This is a genomic window from Corynebacterium phoceense, from assembly GCF_900092335.1.
Lineage (GTDB): Bacteria > Actinomycetota > Actinomycetes > Mycobacteriales > Mycobacteriaceae > Corynebacterium > Corynebacterium phoceense.
The window spans coordinates 1611540-1625532 of the sequence record NZ_LT596208.1; the positions used below are offsets into that span (position 1 = coordinate 1611540).

Below are 13993 nucleotides of genomic sequence, written 5' to 3' on the forward strand. Positions count from 1 at the left end.
TCCCAATCTACCAGCGCGAGGTCTGCACCCCGATGGCGGCCAAGGCCACCATTGCTGCCGATGCCGTCCGCAAGACCTCCGGCCCCAGCTTCACCGCCGTAGCCCCCAGCTTAGCCAGCTCTGTGCTGCCGATGCCGCCCTCCGGCCCGATGAGCAGGTACACCGTTCCTTGTAACTCGACATCGCGCAGCGATGTCGTTGCGTCTTCGTGGAGGACGTAGGCAGTCTCGCCATTGATGAGCTCGGCGACCTGTGCGGTGCTTAAGGGACCGGTGACCTCGGGCACGCGCGCCCGGCGCGACTGCTTGGCGGCAGCGGTCGCCGCAGACTGCCACTTGGCGAGCGCCTTGGGAGCCTTCTTCGCGTCCCACTTGGCGATGCACCGGTCCGCCTGCCACGCGATGATCCCATCCGCGCCGGCCTGCGTCGCGAGGTCGACGGCAAGCTCGGCGCGCTCGGACTTGGGGATCGCCTGGATGACAATGACCTTGGGGTCAGGCTCGGGGATGGTCTCGATCTCGTCGACGCGCGCGACGAGCGCGTCCTTGCCGCGCACCTCGGTGACGGTGACTGTGGCGAGGCGCCCGGCGGCATCGGCAAGCTGGATGCGCTCGCCGGGCGCGACGCGCTTGACGGTGACGGCATGGCGGCCCTCGGGCCCGGAGAGCTCAACGATATCACTCTCGCTCGCGCCAGCGAGCGATTCTACGCGGAAGACGGCAAGGCTCATTTAGCGGCGGAACCTTGCGCGCAGGCGGTCGAAGAAGCTGTCTTCCTCGTCCTCGGTGTGGATGGCGGTGGTGTGCTCGGTGCGGTCGCGGACCTCTTCGAGCAGCTCGCGGGACTTGGAGTCGAGGTCGGTAGGCACGACGACGTCGACGTGCGCGAGCAGGCGGCCGCGGCCGTCCGTGCGCAGGCGCGGCATGCCCTGGCCCTCGACGGAGATTGTCTGGCCCGGCTGCGTGCCCGGCTCGATCTCGACCTCGAGGTCCGTGCCGTCGAGCTGCGTGACGGTGAAATTCGTGCCCAACGCCGCGTCGACCATGGGGACGCGGACCGTGACGTGCAGGTCGTCCGCGTCACGCTCGAAGACGGGGTGGCGCTGCGTATGGACCTCAACGAAGAGGTCGCCAGCCGGGCCGCCGCCGTGTCCGACCTCGCCCTGGCCCGACATGCGAATGCGCATGCCGTCGCCGATGCCAGCCGGGATATTGATGGTGAGGTCGCGGCGCTTCTTTACTCGGCCGTCGCCACCGCAGTGGCCGCAGGGGTCCTTGATGACTTCGCCGTAGCCCTGGCACGTCGGGCAGCGGTGGGAGGTCATAACGTTGCCGAGGAAGGAACGCTGGACCTCCTGAACCTCGCCGGCGCCGTGGCAGGTCTCGCAAGTCACGGGCTTGGAGCCGGACTCCGAGCCGGAGCCGTGGCACGTATCGCAGAGCACGGCCGTGTCGATGGTGACGGGCTTCTTCGCACCAGCAAACGCCTCTTCGAGCGTGATCTGGGTGCGCAGCAGCGCATCCGAGCCCGGCTGCACGCGCGAACGCGGGCCGCGAGACGCCGCGCCGCCACCGAAGAACTCGGCAAAGATGTCGCCCAGGCCGCCGGTATCGAAGCCGCCGGCGAATCCGCCGCCAGGCATGGACCCGCCCTGCTCCATGGGGTCGCCGCCGCGGTCGACAATCTGGCGCTTCTGCGGATCAAGCAGGACCTCCTGGGCGAGCGAGGCCTCGCGGAACTTCTCCGCGGCCTCCGCGTCGTCCGGGTTGAGATCCGGGTGGTACTTGCGCGCTAGCTTGCGGTAGGCCTTCTTAATCTGTTGATCGGTAGCGTCTTTGTCCACGCCGAGAATACCGTAATAATCACGAGCCACGGGAAATTACCAGTCCTTTACTCAATCGTCTTCGGGGATCGTTGCGAGTTTACTCGCCCGCCACGATGTCACTCACATAGCGTGCAACAGCAGAAACCTTGGAAATTGTTCCCGAATAGTCCATAAACGTCGGTCCCACGACGCCCATGCCGCCCAGCGCCGCGCCGTCAGTGCCGTACGCGGTGGCGACGACGGACGAGCCGCGCAGGCGATCCTCCTCATGCTCCTCGCCGATAACGACCGAGACGTTGCCCAGATCCGGGACCTTGGACAGCAGCTTGAGCACGACGACCTGCTCCTCGAGGGCCTCGATGATCCCGGGCAGGCGCTGCGGGAAGTCGCGGGCCACGCGCGTGAGGTTCGAGGCACCCGCAATGATGAGCCGGTCCGCGGGGTGCTCGACGAGCGTTTCGATGAGCGTCGTCGCACAGTTGAGCACATGGCCGCGCAGGTCGAGCGGCGCGTGCTCGGTAAGCTGCGCGAGCTCCACGGAGGCCTCGTCGAGCGTGCGGCCCTCGAGCGCCTGGTTGAGCAGGTCGCGCAGGCGCGCGACGTCGTCCGGCTCGATGATCTGGTCGAGCTCGACGTTACGCTGGTCCACGCGGCCGGCGTCCGTGATGAGCACGAGCAGCAGTCGCACCGGGGAGAGCGCCACGACCTCGCAGTGCTTGACGCGCGAGACCTTGAGGTTCGGCATCGCGACGACGGCGGCTTGCTTGGTAAGCTGCGCGAGCAGCCGCACGGAGCGGCGCAGCACGTCTTCCAAGTCCACGCCGTTCTCGAGGAAGTGCAGGATGGCCTGGCGCTCCGGCTTGGACAGCGGCTTGACGTCGTGGAGCGTGTCGACGAAGTGGCGGTAGCCCGCCTGGGTGGGAACGCGCCCTGACGAAGAGTGCGGCTGCGTGATGAGCCCGGCGTCCTCGAGGACCGCCATGTCATTGCGAATGGTCGCCGAGGACACGCCCAGCTGGTGGCGCTCGAGCAACGCCTTGGAGCCCACCGGGTCCTGGCTCGCAATGAAGTCCGAGACGATGGCGCGCAGGACCTCGCGGCGCCGCGCTTCGGTTGAGGTAGACATGCCCGTTAGTGTACTTCGTCGCCTCGTTCCTCGGCGACGAGCAAGTCGGTGATTATGCCGTCAGCGAGCAGGCGGCCTTCCTTTGTTACTCGCAGGCGACCGCCTGCGAGTTCGAGGAGACCGCTGTCGATGAAGCGGTCACGGGTCTGCGTCGCGTTGTCGCTTATCCAGTCCGCCGGGATGCCCTCCCGCAGGCGCAGGCCGAGCATCACCTTTTCCTCGTGGCGTTCCTCCGGCGTGAGCGTCTCTGATTCTTTGATGGGCATCTCGCCGTGCGCGAGGGTGTCGACGTAGCGGCGCGGATGCTTGACGTTATAGAAGCGCTCGCCGTCGAGGTGCGAGTGCGCGCCGGGGCCGGCTCCCCACCAGTTGCCATCGACCCAGTAGATGCGGTTGTGCTGGCACTCCCCGCCGGGCTTGGCCCAGTTGGAGACCTCGTACCACTGAAAACCTGCGGTTTCCAGAGTCTCGGAGATGAACTCGTAGCGGCGCGCGAGGACGTCCTCGTCCGGCGCCGGCAGCAGCCCCTTCTTCACCTTGCGGGCCATGCGGGTGCCGTCTTCGACGATGAGCGAGTACGCGGAGACGTGGTCGACGCCGGCCTCAAGGACACGGTCGAGGGTTTCTTTGACCTCGTCATCCGTTTCCGTGGGCGTGCCGTAAATCATGTCGAGATTCACATGCTCGAAGCCTGCGTCTTTCGCCTCACGCGCGGCGTCGAAGGCGCGGCCGGGCGTGTGGACGCGCTCAAGGATTCTTAAGACGTGCGAAGACGCGGACTGCATGCCCAGCGAGATGCGCGTGAAACCGGCGTCGCGGAGCGCCGCGAAGTACTCGGGGCTCGTGGATTCGGGGTTCGACTCGGTCGTCACCTCGGCGCCGGGCTGGAGCCCGAAGGTGTCCTTGACCTTGTTCACAATGCGTGCAAGGCCTTCCGAGCCAAGCAGGGAGGGAGTGCCTCCGCCGATAAAGACGGTATCGGCACGCTGAGGCGCGCGAGCAGCGGCCAGCTCAAGTTCGCGGTCGAGCGCGTCGAGGTAGGCGCCGATGAGTTCGGTGCCCCCTAATTCATTCGGCGTATAGGTATTGAAGTCGCAATATCCGCAGCGTGAAGAACAAAACGGGACATGGATATAAACGCCAAACGGAGGATTCATAGCGTTTTAGCCTAGCGTGCGTGTACGCTATTTCTCATCTTTTAATCTGCTACCTGAAGAAAGGCACTACCGAGGTGGAACCTCCGAGTCGAAGTCCCCGTTTCCTGAAGCTTAGGAGCGGGGTCTAGCCATGTGGACTGCAATCGGCATGATTGTCCTAGGCATTGTTGTCATTGGCATCATCATCGCGTTTAACGCGTATTTCGTGGCCCAAGAGTTTGCGTTTATGAACGTGGACCGCGCGCAGCTGCGCACCATGGCGGCACAGGGGGATAAAAAAGCAGAGCGCGCGCTCATGCTCACCCACCGCACCTCGTTCGTGCTCTCCGGCTCGCAGCTGGGCATTACGGTCACCGGCCTGTTGGTGGGTTATATCGCAGAGCCCCTCGTGGGCAACGGCCTGGGCGAGCTCCTCGGCGGCGTGGGCATCCCGCGCGCGGCGTCGGTGACCGTCGGCACGGTGGCAGCACTCGCCTTGTCGACGGTGGCGTCCATGGTCTTCGCGGAGCTGTTCCCGAAGAACTACGCGCTCGCCACGCCCATGAAGGTAACGATGGGCATTACCAACTCGACGAGCTGGTACTTGCGCATCTTCGGCCCGCTCATCCACTTCTTCGAGTACGCCTCCAACGGCCTGCTGCGTCTGTTCCGCATTGAGCCGGTCGAGGACCTCGATTCCTCGGCGACGACGGAAGACTTTGAATCCATCGTGGACAACTCGCACGAGTCTGGCACCCTGGACGAGAACACGTACATGGTGCTCGACCGTCTGCTCGACTTCCCGGAACATGACACGGGCCACGCGATGATTCCGCGTTCGCGCGTGGACGTTGTCGACCCGGACACCACGCTGGGCGAGGTGCGCGAGATGATGGCCGAGAACCACACGCGCTACCCCGTCATCGATGACGAGCACAACCCGATTGGCGTCGTGCACCTCTATGACGTGCTCGAATCGACACTGCCTTCCGACGCACACGTCACCACGCTCATGCGCGAGGCCGTAGTCGTGCCGGAGCTCATGGACCTGCCGGACACGGTGAAGGAGCTGCGCGATTCCTCCGAGAAGCTCGCGTGCGTCATTGACGAATACGGCGGCTTCATCGGCATCGTCACCATGGAGGACCTCGCAGAGGAAATCCTCGGCGACGTCACGGACGAACACGATCTTGAGGAAACCGAGGAAATCACGGAGACGGACGACTCCCACTGGATCGTGGACGGCGACACGCCCATCGATGAGATCGAGCGCGCCGTGGGCCACGACCTGCCGGATGGCGACTACGAGACCATCGCGGGCCTGCTCATCGCGCATTCCTCCTCTCTGCCGGAGGAAGGCGAAGAGTTCTCCGTCGAGCTCGAGGCCGAGCCGGAGGACTGGGTCGAGGGCGACGATGCCCCCACCCGCCGCCTCCACATCACCGTCCAGGAGGTCGAGCGTCACGTCCCGTCCTCCCTTGCTCTGGAACTTATCGAAGAGGAGGCCGACAATGACTGATTTGATCATCACCATCCTCATCCTCATCGCGTCCGCGTTCTTCGTCATCATCGAGTTCGCCACCATGGGCGCGCGCCGCAACCGCCTCGAAGAAACCGCGGAGACCTCCCGCACGTCTCGTGCCGGCCTGCGCTCCCTCAACGAACTCACCATCATGCTCGCCGGCGCGCAGCTGGGCATTACCGCCTGCACGCTGATCCTCGGTGCCGTGACCAAGCCATGGGTGCACCACTTGCTCATGCACCCGCTCGAGGCGCTCGGCCTCTCGCTGAGCATCGCGGACGTGGTCGCGTTCATCCTCGCGCTGTTCATCGTCACCTTCATCCACCTCGTCATCGGCGAGATGGCCCCAAAGTCCTGGGCGATTACCCATCCAGAGACGGCGCTGCAGCTCATCGCAGTTCCCGCGCGCGGCTTCATTTGGGTCTTCCGCCCGCTGCTCACGTGGATCAACACCATGGCCAACCACATGGTCCGCGCCGCCGGTGAAACCCCGGTCGACCGGGCGGGTGCGGCTGGCTACGACCCGGAGACGCTGCGCAATCTCGTCGAACACTCCCGCCAAGTCGGCACCATGGACGATGAGTCCGCGAACCAAATCACCGGCGTCATCGAGCTCGAGTCCGCCACGGCCGCCGACATGGCGCGCGCCCACGGTTCCCAGATCGTGCCGCTGCCCGCGGATGCGACGGTCGCCGACCTGCAGCGTCTCGTGACGTCCAAGCACATCATGCGCGTCCTCGTCTTCGACCGCGCCCGCAATGTCCGCGTGGTCCACGTCCGAGACACTCTGCTCGCTTCCCCGGACACGAAGGCGCTCGAGTTCTCCCGCCCCGCCGTCATCGTGACGCCCACCGCCACGGTGCAGCGCACGCTCGATCTCATGCGCGCCCGCGGCGAACAGCTCGTCATGGTCGGCCGCCCGAGTTCNGGGAGCGCAGCTGGTCCTCCATGGGGCCCGGCGAGACGTTCTTGCCGCCGGCGGTGACGATGAGGTCCTTCTTGCGCCCGGTGATGACGACCTTGCCTTCGTCGTTGATTTCGCCGAGGTCGCCCGTGTTGTACCAGCCGTCCTGGATGGACTTGGCGGTGGCCTCCGGGTTGTTCCAGTAGCCGTCAAAGACGATGTCACCCTTGATGAGGATTTCACCTTCGTCGTTGATCTTGATGGACACGCCCTCGAGCGGCGGGCCGACGGTGCCGATGGTCTGGTCTACGAAGTCGACGGCGGCGGCCGCGGCGACCTCGGTGAGGCCATAGCCTTCATAGACCGGCACGCCCAGGCCTCGGTACCAGTGGAGGAGGTCCGGGCTCATGGCGGAGCCGCCGGTAATCGCGTACTTGACGTCGCCGCCCATGGCCGCGCGAACCTTGGAGTAGACGAGCTTGTCAAAGATGGCGTGGCGGGCCTTGAGCAGGCGGGACGGGCCCTCCGGCAGGTCGAGCGCCTTGGAATACTCGATGGCAGTGGCCTCAGCGCGGGCGAAGATGGCCGCCTGCGCCGGGTTCGCAGAGGCCTTCGCAGCCGCGGCGTTGCGAACCTTCTCGAAGACGCGCGGGACGCCGAGAATGAGGTTCGGGCGCGAGCGGGCGAACTCAATCGTGATGGTCGAGAAGTCAGACCAGTGGTTCTGCGAGGCGCCGCCGATGGCCACGGCGAGCGAGACCGCACGGGCGAGCACGTGGGCAAGCGGCAGGAACGTGAGCACGTGAGAACCCGGGACGGCGATGGCGCCGATGGGGTTGGTGAGCAGGCCGCGGGCCTCCGCCAACCAGTTACGGTGGGTGATGATGCAGCCTTTGGGGCGGCCGGTGGTACCGGAAGTGTAGACGAGCGAGGCAAGATCCTCCGTCTTCGTCCCGTGAATGCGCTCCCAGACCTGGTCATCGGAGACCTCGCGGCCCTCGAACTTGAGGGTGGCGATGGCCGAGGAGTTGATTTCGAGCATGCGGCGCAGCTGCGAGGGCGAGCCCTTGATACCCGGCTGGCCGTCCTCGCCGAGGACGAGGTGGCGCATGAGCTCGGAGTGGTCACGGGTCTCGGTAATAGCGAGCACGGCGCCGGAGTCTTCGACAATCCACTGAATCTGGGACAACGAGGAGGACGGGTAAATCGGCACGCTTACGGCACCCGCGGCCCAGATGGCGAAGTCGAGCAGCGACCACTCGTAGCGGGTATTCGACAGCAGGACCACGCGGTCGCCGTGCTCAACACCCGACGCAATGAGGCCCTTGGCCACCTCGAAGACCTCGTCTACGAATTCTTTCGCGGTGACGTTAACCCACTCGTAGTTGGCCGGTCGGGTAAACATGACGCCGTGCGGGCGCGCCTTGGCGGTGTCCATCATGGCGGTGAGACACGTTTCGCCCGGCTCGATGGTAAACGGGGCGGGCGTGGTGGCTTCCTGCAGGGTCATGGGCGAAACTCCTTGTAGCGCGATAAATTTGCTATTCACCACTCTAGCAACGCTTCAAGATGGCACAATCGGGTTCGTGATTAATTATGAGCTGCTAAGCGAACTCGCCGGACGGTACGGCGTCGCCACCGGGTATACCTCCGCGGGCGGCCAGTACATCGTCACCCCAACCTCGTCTATTCTCTATACCCTCACCGCGCTCGGTGTGAACGTGAGCTCCGATCCTTCCGATGAGGAGCTCACGCGCCTGCTCTTCGAGGAGTACCAGACCCGTATGTCACGGCCGCTGCCTGCATGTGTGGTGACGACGTCGGGGCACGAGAAACGCTTCGACGTCCACGTCCACGCGGGCATGGAAGCCCGTGTCGAGATTCGACTGGAGGACGGCGGCACGCGCGAGGTCTACCAGGACGAGAACATGCAGCCGGACGCTGACGTCGCGGGCCAGATGTGGGGCGAGGCCACCTTCCACGTCCCGGGCGACCTGCCGCTGGGCTACCACGAAATTGAACTCGTTTCCGAGGGAATCGCTGCCACATGCCCGCTCATCGTGACCCCCACCCGCCTGTCCACCGTGGACCAGTACCTCGAGCACCCGACCGGCGGCGTCATGGCACAGCTCTACTCGGTGCGCTCCGCCGAGTCCTGGGGCATGGGCGATTTCCACGATCTGGGCGAGCTCGCCCAGACCCTCGCCCACGACGCTGGGGCGGACTTCCTGCTTATCAACCCGCTCCACGCCGCCGAGCCCTTCCCACCGGTCGAGGACTCCCCGTACCTGCCCACCTCGCGCCGCTACGTCAACCCCATCTACCTGCGCGTCGAGGACGTCCCGGAGCTGAACAACCTCTCCCCCGACGAGCTTTCCGATGTCGCCGAGCTCGCCGAGGAATTCCGCGCCCGCAACCAGTCGGCTGGGGAAATCGTGCGCAACGACATCTTCGAGGCAAAGCTCCAGGCCCTCCATGCGATGTTTGGGCACCCGCTCAGCGACGAGCGCGCGGTGGCCTTCGGCGAGTACCAGGCCCGCGAGGGCCAGGCGCTGCGCGACTTCGCCGTGTGGTGCGCAGAGCAGCACCTGGCGCGCGACACGGGCCGCCGCCACGCGATGACGGAAGGCCTCACCGAGCTCACGGATTTCTATGCGTGGCTGCAGTTCCTCTGCGACGAGCAGCTCGCCGCGGCGCAACAGAAGGCGATCGATGCGGGCATGGGCATCGGCCTCGTCACCGACCTCGCGGTGGGCATTCACCCGGGCGGCGCAGAGGCGGTGAGCTTGGCGGATTACCTGGCGCCGACGGCATCGGTAGGCGCCCCGCCGGACGAGTACAACCAGATGGGCCAGGACTGGTCCCAGCCGCCATGGCACCCTGTCCGTTTGGCGGAGGCGGGCTACAAGCCGTGGCGCGACATGATGGCCACGGTGCTGCGCAACGCCGGCGGCGTGCGCGTCGACCATGTGCTCGGCCTGTTCCGTCTGTACTGGATTCCGCGCATGCAGGCGCCGACGATGGGCGCGTATGTCGCCTATGACTGGGAGGCGATGCTCGGCGTGCTCACGCTCGAGGCCGAGCGCGCTGGCGCGGTGCTCATTGGCGAGGACTTGGGCACGCTCGAGCCGTGGGTCTTGGATGCGCTCGCGTCGCGCGGTGTCATGGGCACGTCCATCGTGTGGTTCGAGCACGCCTCGGACAATGTGAGCGCGCTGGCACAGCAGGACTACCGCGCGCTGGCGCTCGGTTCGGTGGGCACGCACGATCTGCCGCCCACGCTCGCGTACTTGGCTGGCGAGCACATCACGCTGCGCGCCCGCCTGGGCCTGCTCACGCGTCCGGCGGACGAGGAGCTCGCTGGCGAGCGCGAGTGGATGGACCGCGTCCTTGCCGTCGCCGCGCCGGGTGCCGAGACCGAGCGCGAACAGCTCGTGGCGCTGCACAAGTTTATGGCGGGCACGCCGTCGGCGCTCACGTGCACGAACCTCGTGGACATGGTGGGTGACCGCCGCGCGCAGAATATGCCGGGCACGACGCACGACACCTACCCCAACTGGTGCATGCCGCTTACGGATCCGGACGGCAAGCCGGTAATTATCGAGGACCTCGCGGGCCTCGAGCTCTTCCAGCAGGTCGCGGAGGCGTCTAGAAGATAAAGCCGAGCACGGCGGCGATGAAGATCAAAGCGAACATCGCCAGCAGGGTGGGCGCGACGCGGGACTTGGGCAGCGCCCGCTTGCGCTTGACCGGGCGGCGCTCCGGGTCCCACAGGCCCTCGCGCGGATCATTGTTATTCGGCGTCGACATGGTGCTTTATTCTAGCCACCCGGTCAATGCAGAACATGAGCACCCACGCCACAGCGACGAAGGCGGGCACCACCGTCACCGTGAGGATGAGCATCTGCACCGCGATGGGCGCCTCCACCATCCACTGGGAGAAGGCGTCCAGGACCTCGCGCAACCATTCCATGGGGAGCAATTGTAGTCTTTAAGGCATGCACGAGTTGAGCATTGAGGCCCCCAGCGGCACGTTCCGCGGCACCGCGGAAGGCGGAGTCCGCTACTTCCACTCCATCCCCTACTCGCATATCCCGAGTCGCTTCGCGGACGCGGAAAAGCTGGGTGACCAGGGCATCGTCGACGCGCGCGAGCCGCAGCCGGACGCAGTGGCGCTCACCATCACCACACCGGAGGACGCCTGCGACGCCCCCGTCATCGTCTATATCCACGGCGGACGCTTCGAGTCGGGCACCCACGAAGATCCGCGGGCCGAGGGCAGCGCGAATGCACGGGCTGGCATCGTCGAGGTGCAGCTCGGCTACCGCGTGGGCCTGGCGGGACTCGCGAAATTCCCCGAGGACGAGTACTTCCGCTANCGGAGACGCTGCGCAATCTCGTCGAACACTCCCGCCAAGTCGGCACCATGGACGATGAGTCCGCGAACCAAATCACCGGCGTCATCGAGCTCGAGTCCGCCACGGCCGCCGACATGGCGCGCGCCCACGGTTCCCAGATCGTGCCGCTGCCCGCGGATGCGACGGTCGCCGACCTGCAGCGTCTCGTGACGTCCAAGCACATCATGCGCGTCCTCGTCTTCGACCGCGCCCGCAATGTCCGCGTGGTCCACGTCCGAGACACTCTGCTCGCTTCCCCGGACACGAAGGCGCTCGAGTTCTCCCGCCCCGCCGTCATCGTGACGCCCACCGCCACGGTGCAGCGCACGCTCGATCTCATGCGCGCCCGCGGCGAACAGCTCGTCATGGTCGGCCGCCCGAGTTCCGACAACGCGGCCTGGATCCTCACGTGGGACGACATCATGGGCCAGCTGTGGCCGCAGATTACGGAGCAGCTGGATCAGGCGGCTCCGCCGGCGGCGTCGTAGCCCCTCGAGGCGCACGCGCCGGAGACCTCAAGAGTAAACCAGAAGAAGTGAACCACTCGAAAAATTGATCGAAAACTTCACTTCTTCTGGTTTACTTCTGTTTTGCGTTCACCTCGCTGAGGGCCTGCTCCAGTAGGGCGAGACACTGCTGTGGTTTCGTAAGCAACTGCCGCGGAGAGAAACGCAGCACTCGGTGGCCACGGTTGGTGAGTTCCTTCTCCCGTTTGCGCTCCGCGACGATGACCGACTCTGGGCGCTCACCGTATTTGCTGTCGCCATCGATTTCGACGACAAGCCCGCCAGGCATGAGGAAGTCGACCCGATAGCCATAGAGCGAGACTTGTTCGCGCCAGCTCACTAGGCCGGCAATCTCAGTGTCGAGGAGCAGCGCACGGAAATAAGACTCGTAAGGCGACTCGGTGCCGTTACGCGCAGCGGCGAAAGCCCGACGGGCATGTGCAACTCCTTTGTGCCGTGCTGCACGCGCAATGGCTTTCTGCAAGGCAGAAGGGTGGCCGCCGTTGCTCAAGAAGCAATCCATCGCCGCGAGACCGGCCGCGAAGCCCTCCCAGCACGCAATATCAACGCAGGTACGCGGAGCCGCTGTCACGCGGATGCCATGGAGCTCAACGATATCCTCGGGGAAAATTCGCCGTTTGAGATAAAGAGTGTGGGGTCCCCATGCACCACGCGGACGCCGGCCACCGGAAGGCAACACGACATGGACGCGCTCTTCCTTTGCCGCAATTACCCATAGTCCGTGAACCCGCGCAGCGGAACGCCCCGCGAGCACGCCGCCGCGCAGCTCGCGACCTATGGCCAGAGTGCGGAGATGGTGCTGCTGATAGGCGGGCATCTCCGACCACGCGCCACGCGCCACGGCGTGAGCATTGCCGAGACGCAGGTAGGCGCCGTCAGAGATTCCGTCGATAAGGGGTCTCGAGGCTTTCGGATCTCCGGGGATTCGGATGATTACTTCGTGAAGGTTCATACCTCCTTAGACCGCAGCACGCCGCGAAAGGTTCCGGATAAGGCTCGACTCCCCGCAGCGGAAGAGGGAGTGCTGCGGGGAGTCGAAGAATGTGGGGTTTAAGCCGTCTGGCCCTTCTTACGGGCGGCGGCACGCTTCGCGGCAACCTTGGCCACGATGGCGTTGACGCGGGCGCGTTCCTCGAGGAACGGCGGCGGGTTGTGGCCACGCATGGCGCGGGCATAGGCAGGCTGGGCGTGGACCACGGTGTGGAGCCAGCCCTCGACCGCGGTGGCGACGGACTCGCCGGAGCGGCGGTAGAGCTGCGGGAGCGAGACCATGTCGAGGTTGCGAGCGACGGCATCGGTTTGCTCAAGGACGTACTCGACCATGTCACGCAGGTAGTCCGTGACGAGGAACGTGCGGCCTTGGAGGGCGTGGGCCATCTCGGAGATGACCTGGGGTCCTTCGAGCGGAAACTTGAGCGTGAGAGTGCGGGCCGTGACGTCGCGTGGGGCTTCGATGTCGAAGTCGCCAGTGACGGCCGCAGAGATGGTGCCGGCGCGTACGCCCGAGACGAGCGCGTGGCGCAGGCCGATGAGTTCGCCTACGACGCGGCCGGAGTCGCGGCGGGCGTCACCCACGATGTCGTGGAGCTCGGCCAGACAGTCGAGGGTGAGTTCGTCGTCCCAGTCTTCGATGGCCTCGATGAGGTGCTCGATGTATTCGACAACCTCGTCGCCGATGTTGTAGAGCTCCTGGGTGAGCTCGCGGTGACGCAGCTCAGCGGCGATTTTGTGCACCCGCGCACTCCTTTCAAGACCTCTAGTAAAGGTTGAGGGTTTTGCTCAACGGGTGAAACTCTATCGGGTGCCGCGCGGATTAACTGTGCGACACTCCGATGGATTTCACAGGAAATCTAACGCTGGTAAATGTGGTCGATGGCATCCGCGTAGCGTTGCGCCACGACGTTGCGCTTGACCTTCATCGTCGGGGTGAGCTCGTTTTCCTCTTCCGTGAGGTCGGTTTCGAGGATGAAGAACTTCTTAATGCCCTCGGCATGGGAGACCGTGGAATTGACCTGGTTGATGGCGTCTTGAATCTCGGCGCGGAGGGTGGCATCGGTAGCAAGCTCCTTCATGGAACGGCCCTCCGGGATGTTGTGAGCCAGGCGCCAGCGAGCCAGGGCGTCGTCGTCGAGGGTGACGAGGAGGCCGATGAATGGCTTGCCGTCGCCCACCACCATCGCCTGGGAGATGAGCGGGTGGGAGCGCAGCTGGTCCTCCATGGGGCCCGGCGAGACGTTCTTGCCGCCGGCGGTGACGATGAGGTCCTTCTTGCGCCCGGTGATGACGACCTTGCCTTCGTCGTTGATTTCGCCGAGGTCGCCCGTGTTGTACCAGCCGTCCTGGATGGACTTGGCGGTGGCCTCCGGGTTGTTCCAGTAGCCGTCAAAGACGATGTCACCCTTGATGAGGATTTCACCTTCGTCGTTGATCTTGATGGACACGCCCTCGAGCGGCGGGCCGACGGTGCCGATGGTCTGGTCTACGAAGTCGACGGCGGCGGCCGCGGCGACCTCGGTGAGGCCATAGCCTTCATAGACCGGCACGCCCAGGCCTCGG

The 13993-nt window shown here is 65.2% G+C and carries 13 protein-coding genes and 2 pseudogenes; 5 read left to right on the top strand and 10 right to left on the bottom strand.

Annotation, left to right across the window (positions count from 1 at the left end; translation table 11 throughout):
- Nucleotides 1-7: 7 nt before the first annotated feature.
- Genes BN9444_RS11850 through hemW form a run of 4 tightly spaced genes read right to left on the bottom strand, consistent with a single transcriptional unit; the run spans nucleotide 8 to nucleotide 4108 of the window.
- Nucleotides 8-730 (bottom strand): 16S rRNA (uracil(1498)-N(3))-methyltransferase, encoded by a 723-nt coding sequence (locus tag BN9444_RS11850; RefSeq protein WP_068801986.1) that lies wholly within the window; start codon nucleotides 728-730, stop codon nucleotides 8-10.
- Nucleotides 731-1873 carry a molecular chaperone DnaJ gene (gene dnaJ / locus BN9444_RS11855; RefSeq protein WP_066492409.1) on the bottom strand — a complete coding sequence of 381 codons (1143 nt, stop codon included), beginning with the start codon at nucleotides 1871-1873 and terminating at the stop codon, nucleotides 731-733.
- 49 nt (nucleotides 1874-1922) lie between these two features.
- Entirely contained in the window at nucleotides 1923-2951 is a 1029-nt protein-coding gene (gene hrcA / locus BN9444_RS11860; RefSeq protein ID WP_068801987.1) for a heat-inducible transcriptional repressor HrcA, read from the bottom strand.
- A gap of 5 nt (nucleotides 2952-2956) precedes the next feature.
- The gene (hemW, locus tag BN9444_RS11865; protein WP_068801988.1) at nucleotides 2957-4108 is read right to left on the bottom strand and encodes a radical SAM family heme chaperone HemW; all 1152 of its coding nucleotides are present in this window, start codon (nucleotides 4106-4108) and stop codon (nucleotides 2957-2959) included.
- A gap of 130 nt (nucleotides 4109-4238) precedes the next feature.
- Here hemW and BN9444_RS11870 point away from each other — a divergent pair, with 130 nt between their 5' ends.
- Together BN9444_RS11870 and BN9444_RS11875 are read left to right on the top strand one after the other, a co-directional pair.
- Nucleotides 4239-5606: a hemolysin family protein gene (locus BN9444_RS11870; protein ID WP_068801989.1), complete on the top strand. Its 1368-nt coding sequence runs from the start codon at nucleotides 4239-4241 to the stop codon at nucleotides 5604-5606.
- Nucleotides 5599-6594, top strand: a complete 996-nt coding sequence (locus BN9444_RS11875; RefSeq protein WP_068801990.1) for a CNNM domain-containing protein — start codon at nucleotides 5599-5601, stop codon at nucleotides 6592-6594. Before BN9444_RS11870 ends, BN9444_RS11875 begins: the two co-directional genes overlap by 8 nt.
- Here BN9444_RS11875 and BN9444_RS11880 read toward each other — a convergent pair.
- Nucleotides 6539-8023 (bottom strand): annotated as a pseudogene (locus tag BN9444_RS11880) (AMP-dependent synthetase/ligase); the annotation flags it as partial. The gene BN9444_RS11875 and the pseudogene BN9444_RS11880 sit on opposite strands and share 56 nt — an antisense overlap.
- A gap of 76 nt (nucleotides 8024-8099) precedes the next feature.
- Here BN9444_RS11880 and malQ point away from each other — a divergent pair.
- Nucleotides 8100-10172 carry a 4-alpha-glucanotransferase gene (gene malQ, locus BN9444_RS11885; RefSeq protein ID WP_233423585.1) on the top strand — a complete coding sequence of 691 codons (2073 nt, stop codon included), beginning with the start codon at nucleotides 8100-8102 and terminating at the stop codon, nucleotides 10170-10172.
- On the opposite strand, the gene BN9444_RS14885 is transcribed toward malQ, so the two are convergent.
- Nucleotides 10162-10323 carry a hypothetical protein gene (locus BN9444_RS14885; RefSeq protein WP_168162255.1) on the bottom strand — a complete coding sequence of 54 codons (162 nt, stop codon included), beginning with the start codon at nucleotides 10321-10323 and terminating at the stop codon, nucleotides 10162-10164. The genes malQ and BN9444_RS14885 overlap by 11 nt on opposite strands.
- Nucleotides 10307-10486 carry a hypothetical protein gene (locus tag BN9444_RS11890; RefSeq protein WP_066492429.1) on the bottom strand — a complete coding sequence of 60 codons (180 nt, stop codon included), beginning with the start codon at nucleotides 10484-10486 and terminating at the stop codon, nucleotides 10307-10309. The genes BN9444_RS14885 and BN9444_RS11890 overlap by 17 nt, the downstream gene beginning before the upstream one ends.
- Before the next feature lie 25 nt (nucleotides 10487-10511).
- On the opposite strand from BN9444_RS11890, the pseudogene BN9444_RS14380 reads away from it, so the two are divergent.
- Together BN9444_RS14380 and BN9444_RS11895 are read left to right on the top strand one after the other, a co-directional pair.
- A pseudogene (locus tag BN9444_RS14380) lies at nucleotides 10512-10853 on the top strand (carboxylesterase family protein); the annotation flags it as partial.
- An 86-nt stretch (nucleotides 10854-10939) separates the two neighbouring features.
- Nucleotides 10940-11398 carry a CBS domain-containing protein gene (locus BN9444_RS11895; RefSeq protein ID WP_233423615.1) on the top strand — a complete coding sequence of 153 codons (459 nt, stop codon included), beginning with the start codon at nucleotides 10940-10942 and terminating at the stop codon, nucleotides 11396-11398.
- Nucleotides 11399-11489: 91 nt separating this feature from the next.
- Here the strand turns inward: BN9444_RS11895 and BN9444_RS11900 are convergent, their stop codons facing one another.
- From BN9444_RS11900 to BN9444_RS11910, 3 genes are all read right to left on the bottom strand, one after another.
- A complete protein-coding gene (locus tag BN9444_RS11900) occupies nucleotides 11490-12389 on the bottom strand; it encodes a DUF559 domain-containing protein (RefSeq protein ID WP_068801991.1) in 900 nt (299 codons plus the stop codon).
- A gap of 98 nt (nucleotides 12390-12487) precedes the next feature.
- Complete coding sequence (locus BN9444_RS11905; RefSeq protein WP_066492427.1) at nucleotides 12488-13171, bottom strand: hypothetical protein; 684 nt, start codon at nucleotides 13169-13171, stop codon at nucleotides 12488-12490.
- 116 nt (nucleotides 13172-13287) lie between these two features.
- The coding region (locus tag BN9444_RS11910) for an AMP-binding protein (protein ID WP_141681593.1) at nucleotides 13288-13993 on the bottom strand (706 nt) is incomplete at its 5' end.

What these genes read in the sequence shown, in the direction of transcription:
- hemW (WP_068801988.1), bottom strand. Translation starts at nt 4,108, where the DNA reads ATGAATCCTCCGTTTGGCGTTTATATCCATGTCCCGTTTTGTTCTTCA.
- BN9444_RS11900 (WP_068801991.1), bottom strand. Translation starts at nt 12,389, where the DNA reads ATGAACCTTCACGAAGTAATCATCCGAATCCCCGGAGATCCGAAAGCC.
- BN9444_RS11850 (WP_068801986.1), bottom strand. Translation starts at nt 730, where the DNA reads ATGAGCCTTGCCGTCTTCCGCGTAGAATCGCTCGCTGGCGCGAGCGAG.
- BN9444_RS11870 (WP_068801989.1), top strand. Translation starts at nt 4,239, where the DNA reads ATGTGGACTGCAATCGGCATGATTGTCCTAGGCATTGTTGTCATTGGC.
- hrcA (WP_068801987.1), bottom strand. Translation starts at nt 2,951, where the DNA reads ATGTCTACCTCAACCGAAGCGCGGCGCCGCGAGGTCCTGCGCGCCATC.
- BN9444_RS11890 (WP_066492429.1), bottom strand. Translation starts at nt 10,486, where the DNA reads ATGGAATGGTTGCGCGAGGTCCTGGACGCCTTCTCCCAGTGGATGGTG.
- BN9444_RS11895 (WP_233423615.1), top strand. Translation starts at nt 10,940, where the DNA reads ATGGACGATGAGTCCGCGAACCAAATCACCGGCGTCATCGAGCTCGAG.
- BN9444_RS14885 (WP_168162255.1), bottom strand. Translation starts at nt 10,323, where the DNA reads ATGTCGACGCCGAATAACAATGATCCGCGCGAGGGCCTGTGGGACCCG.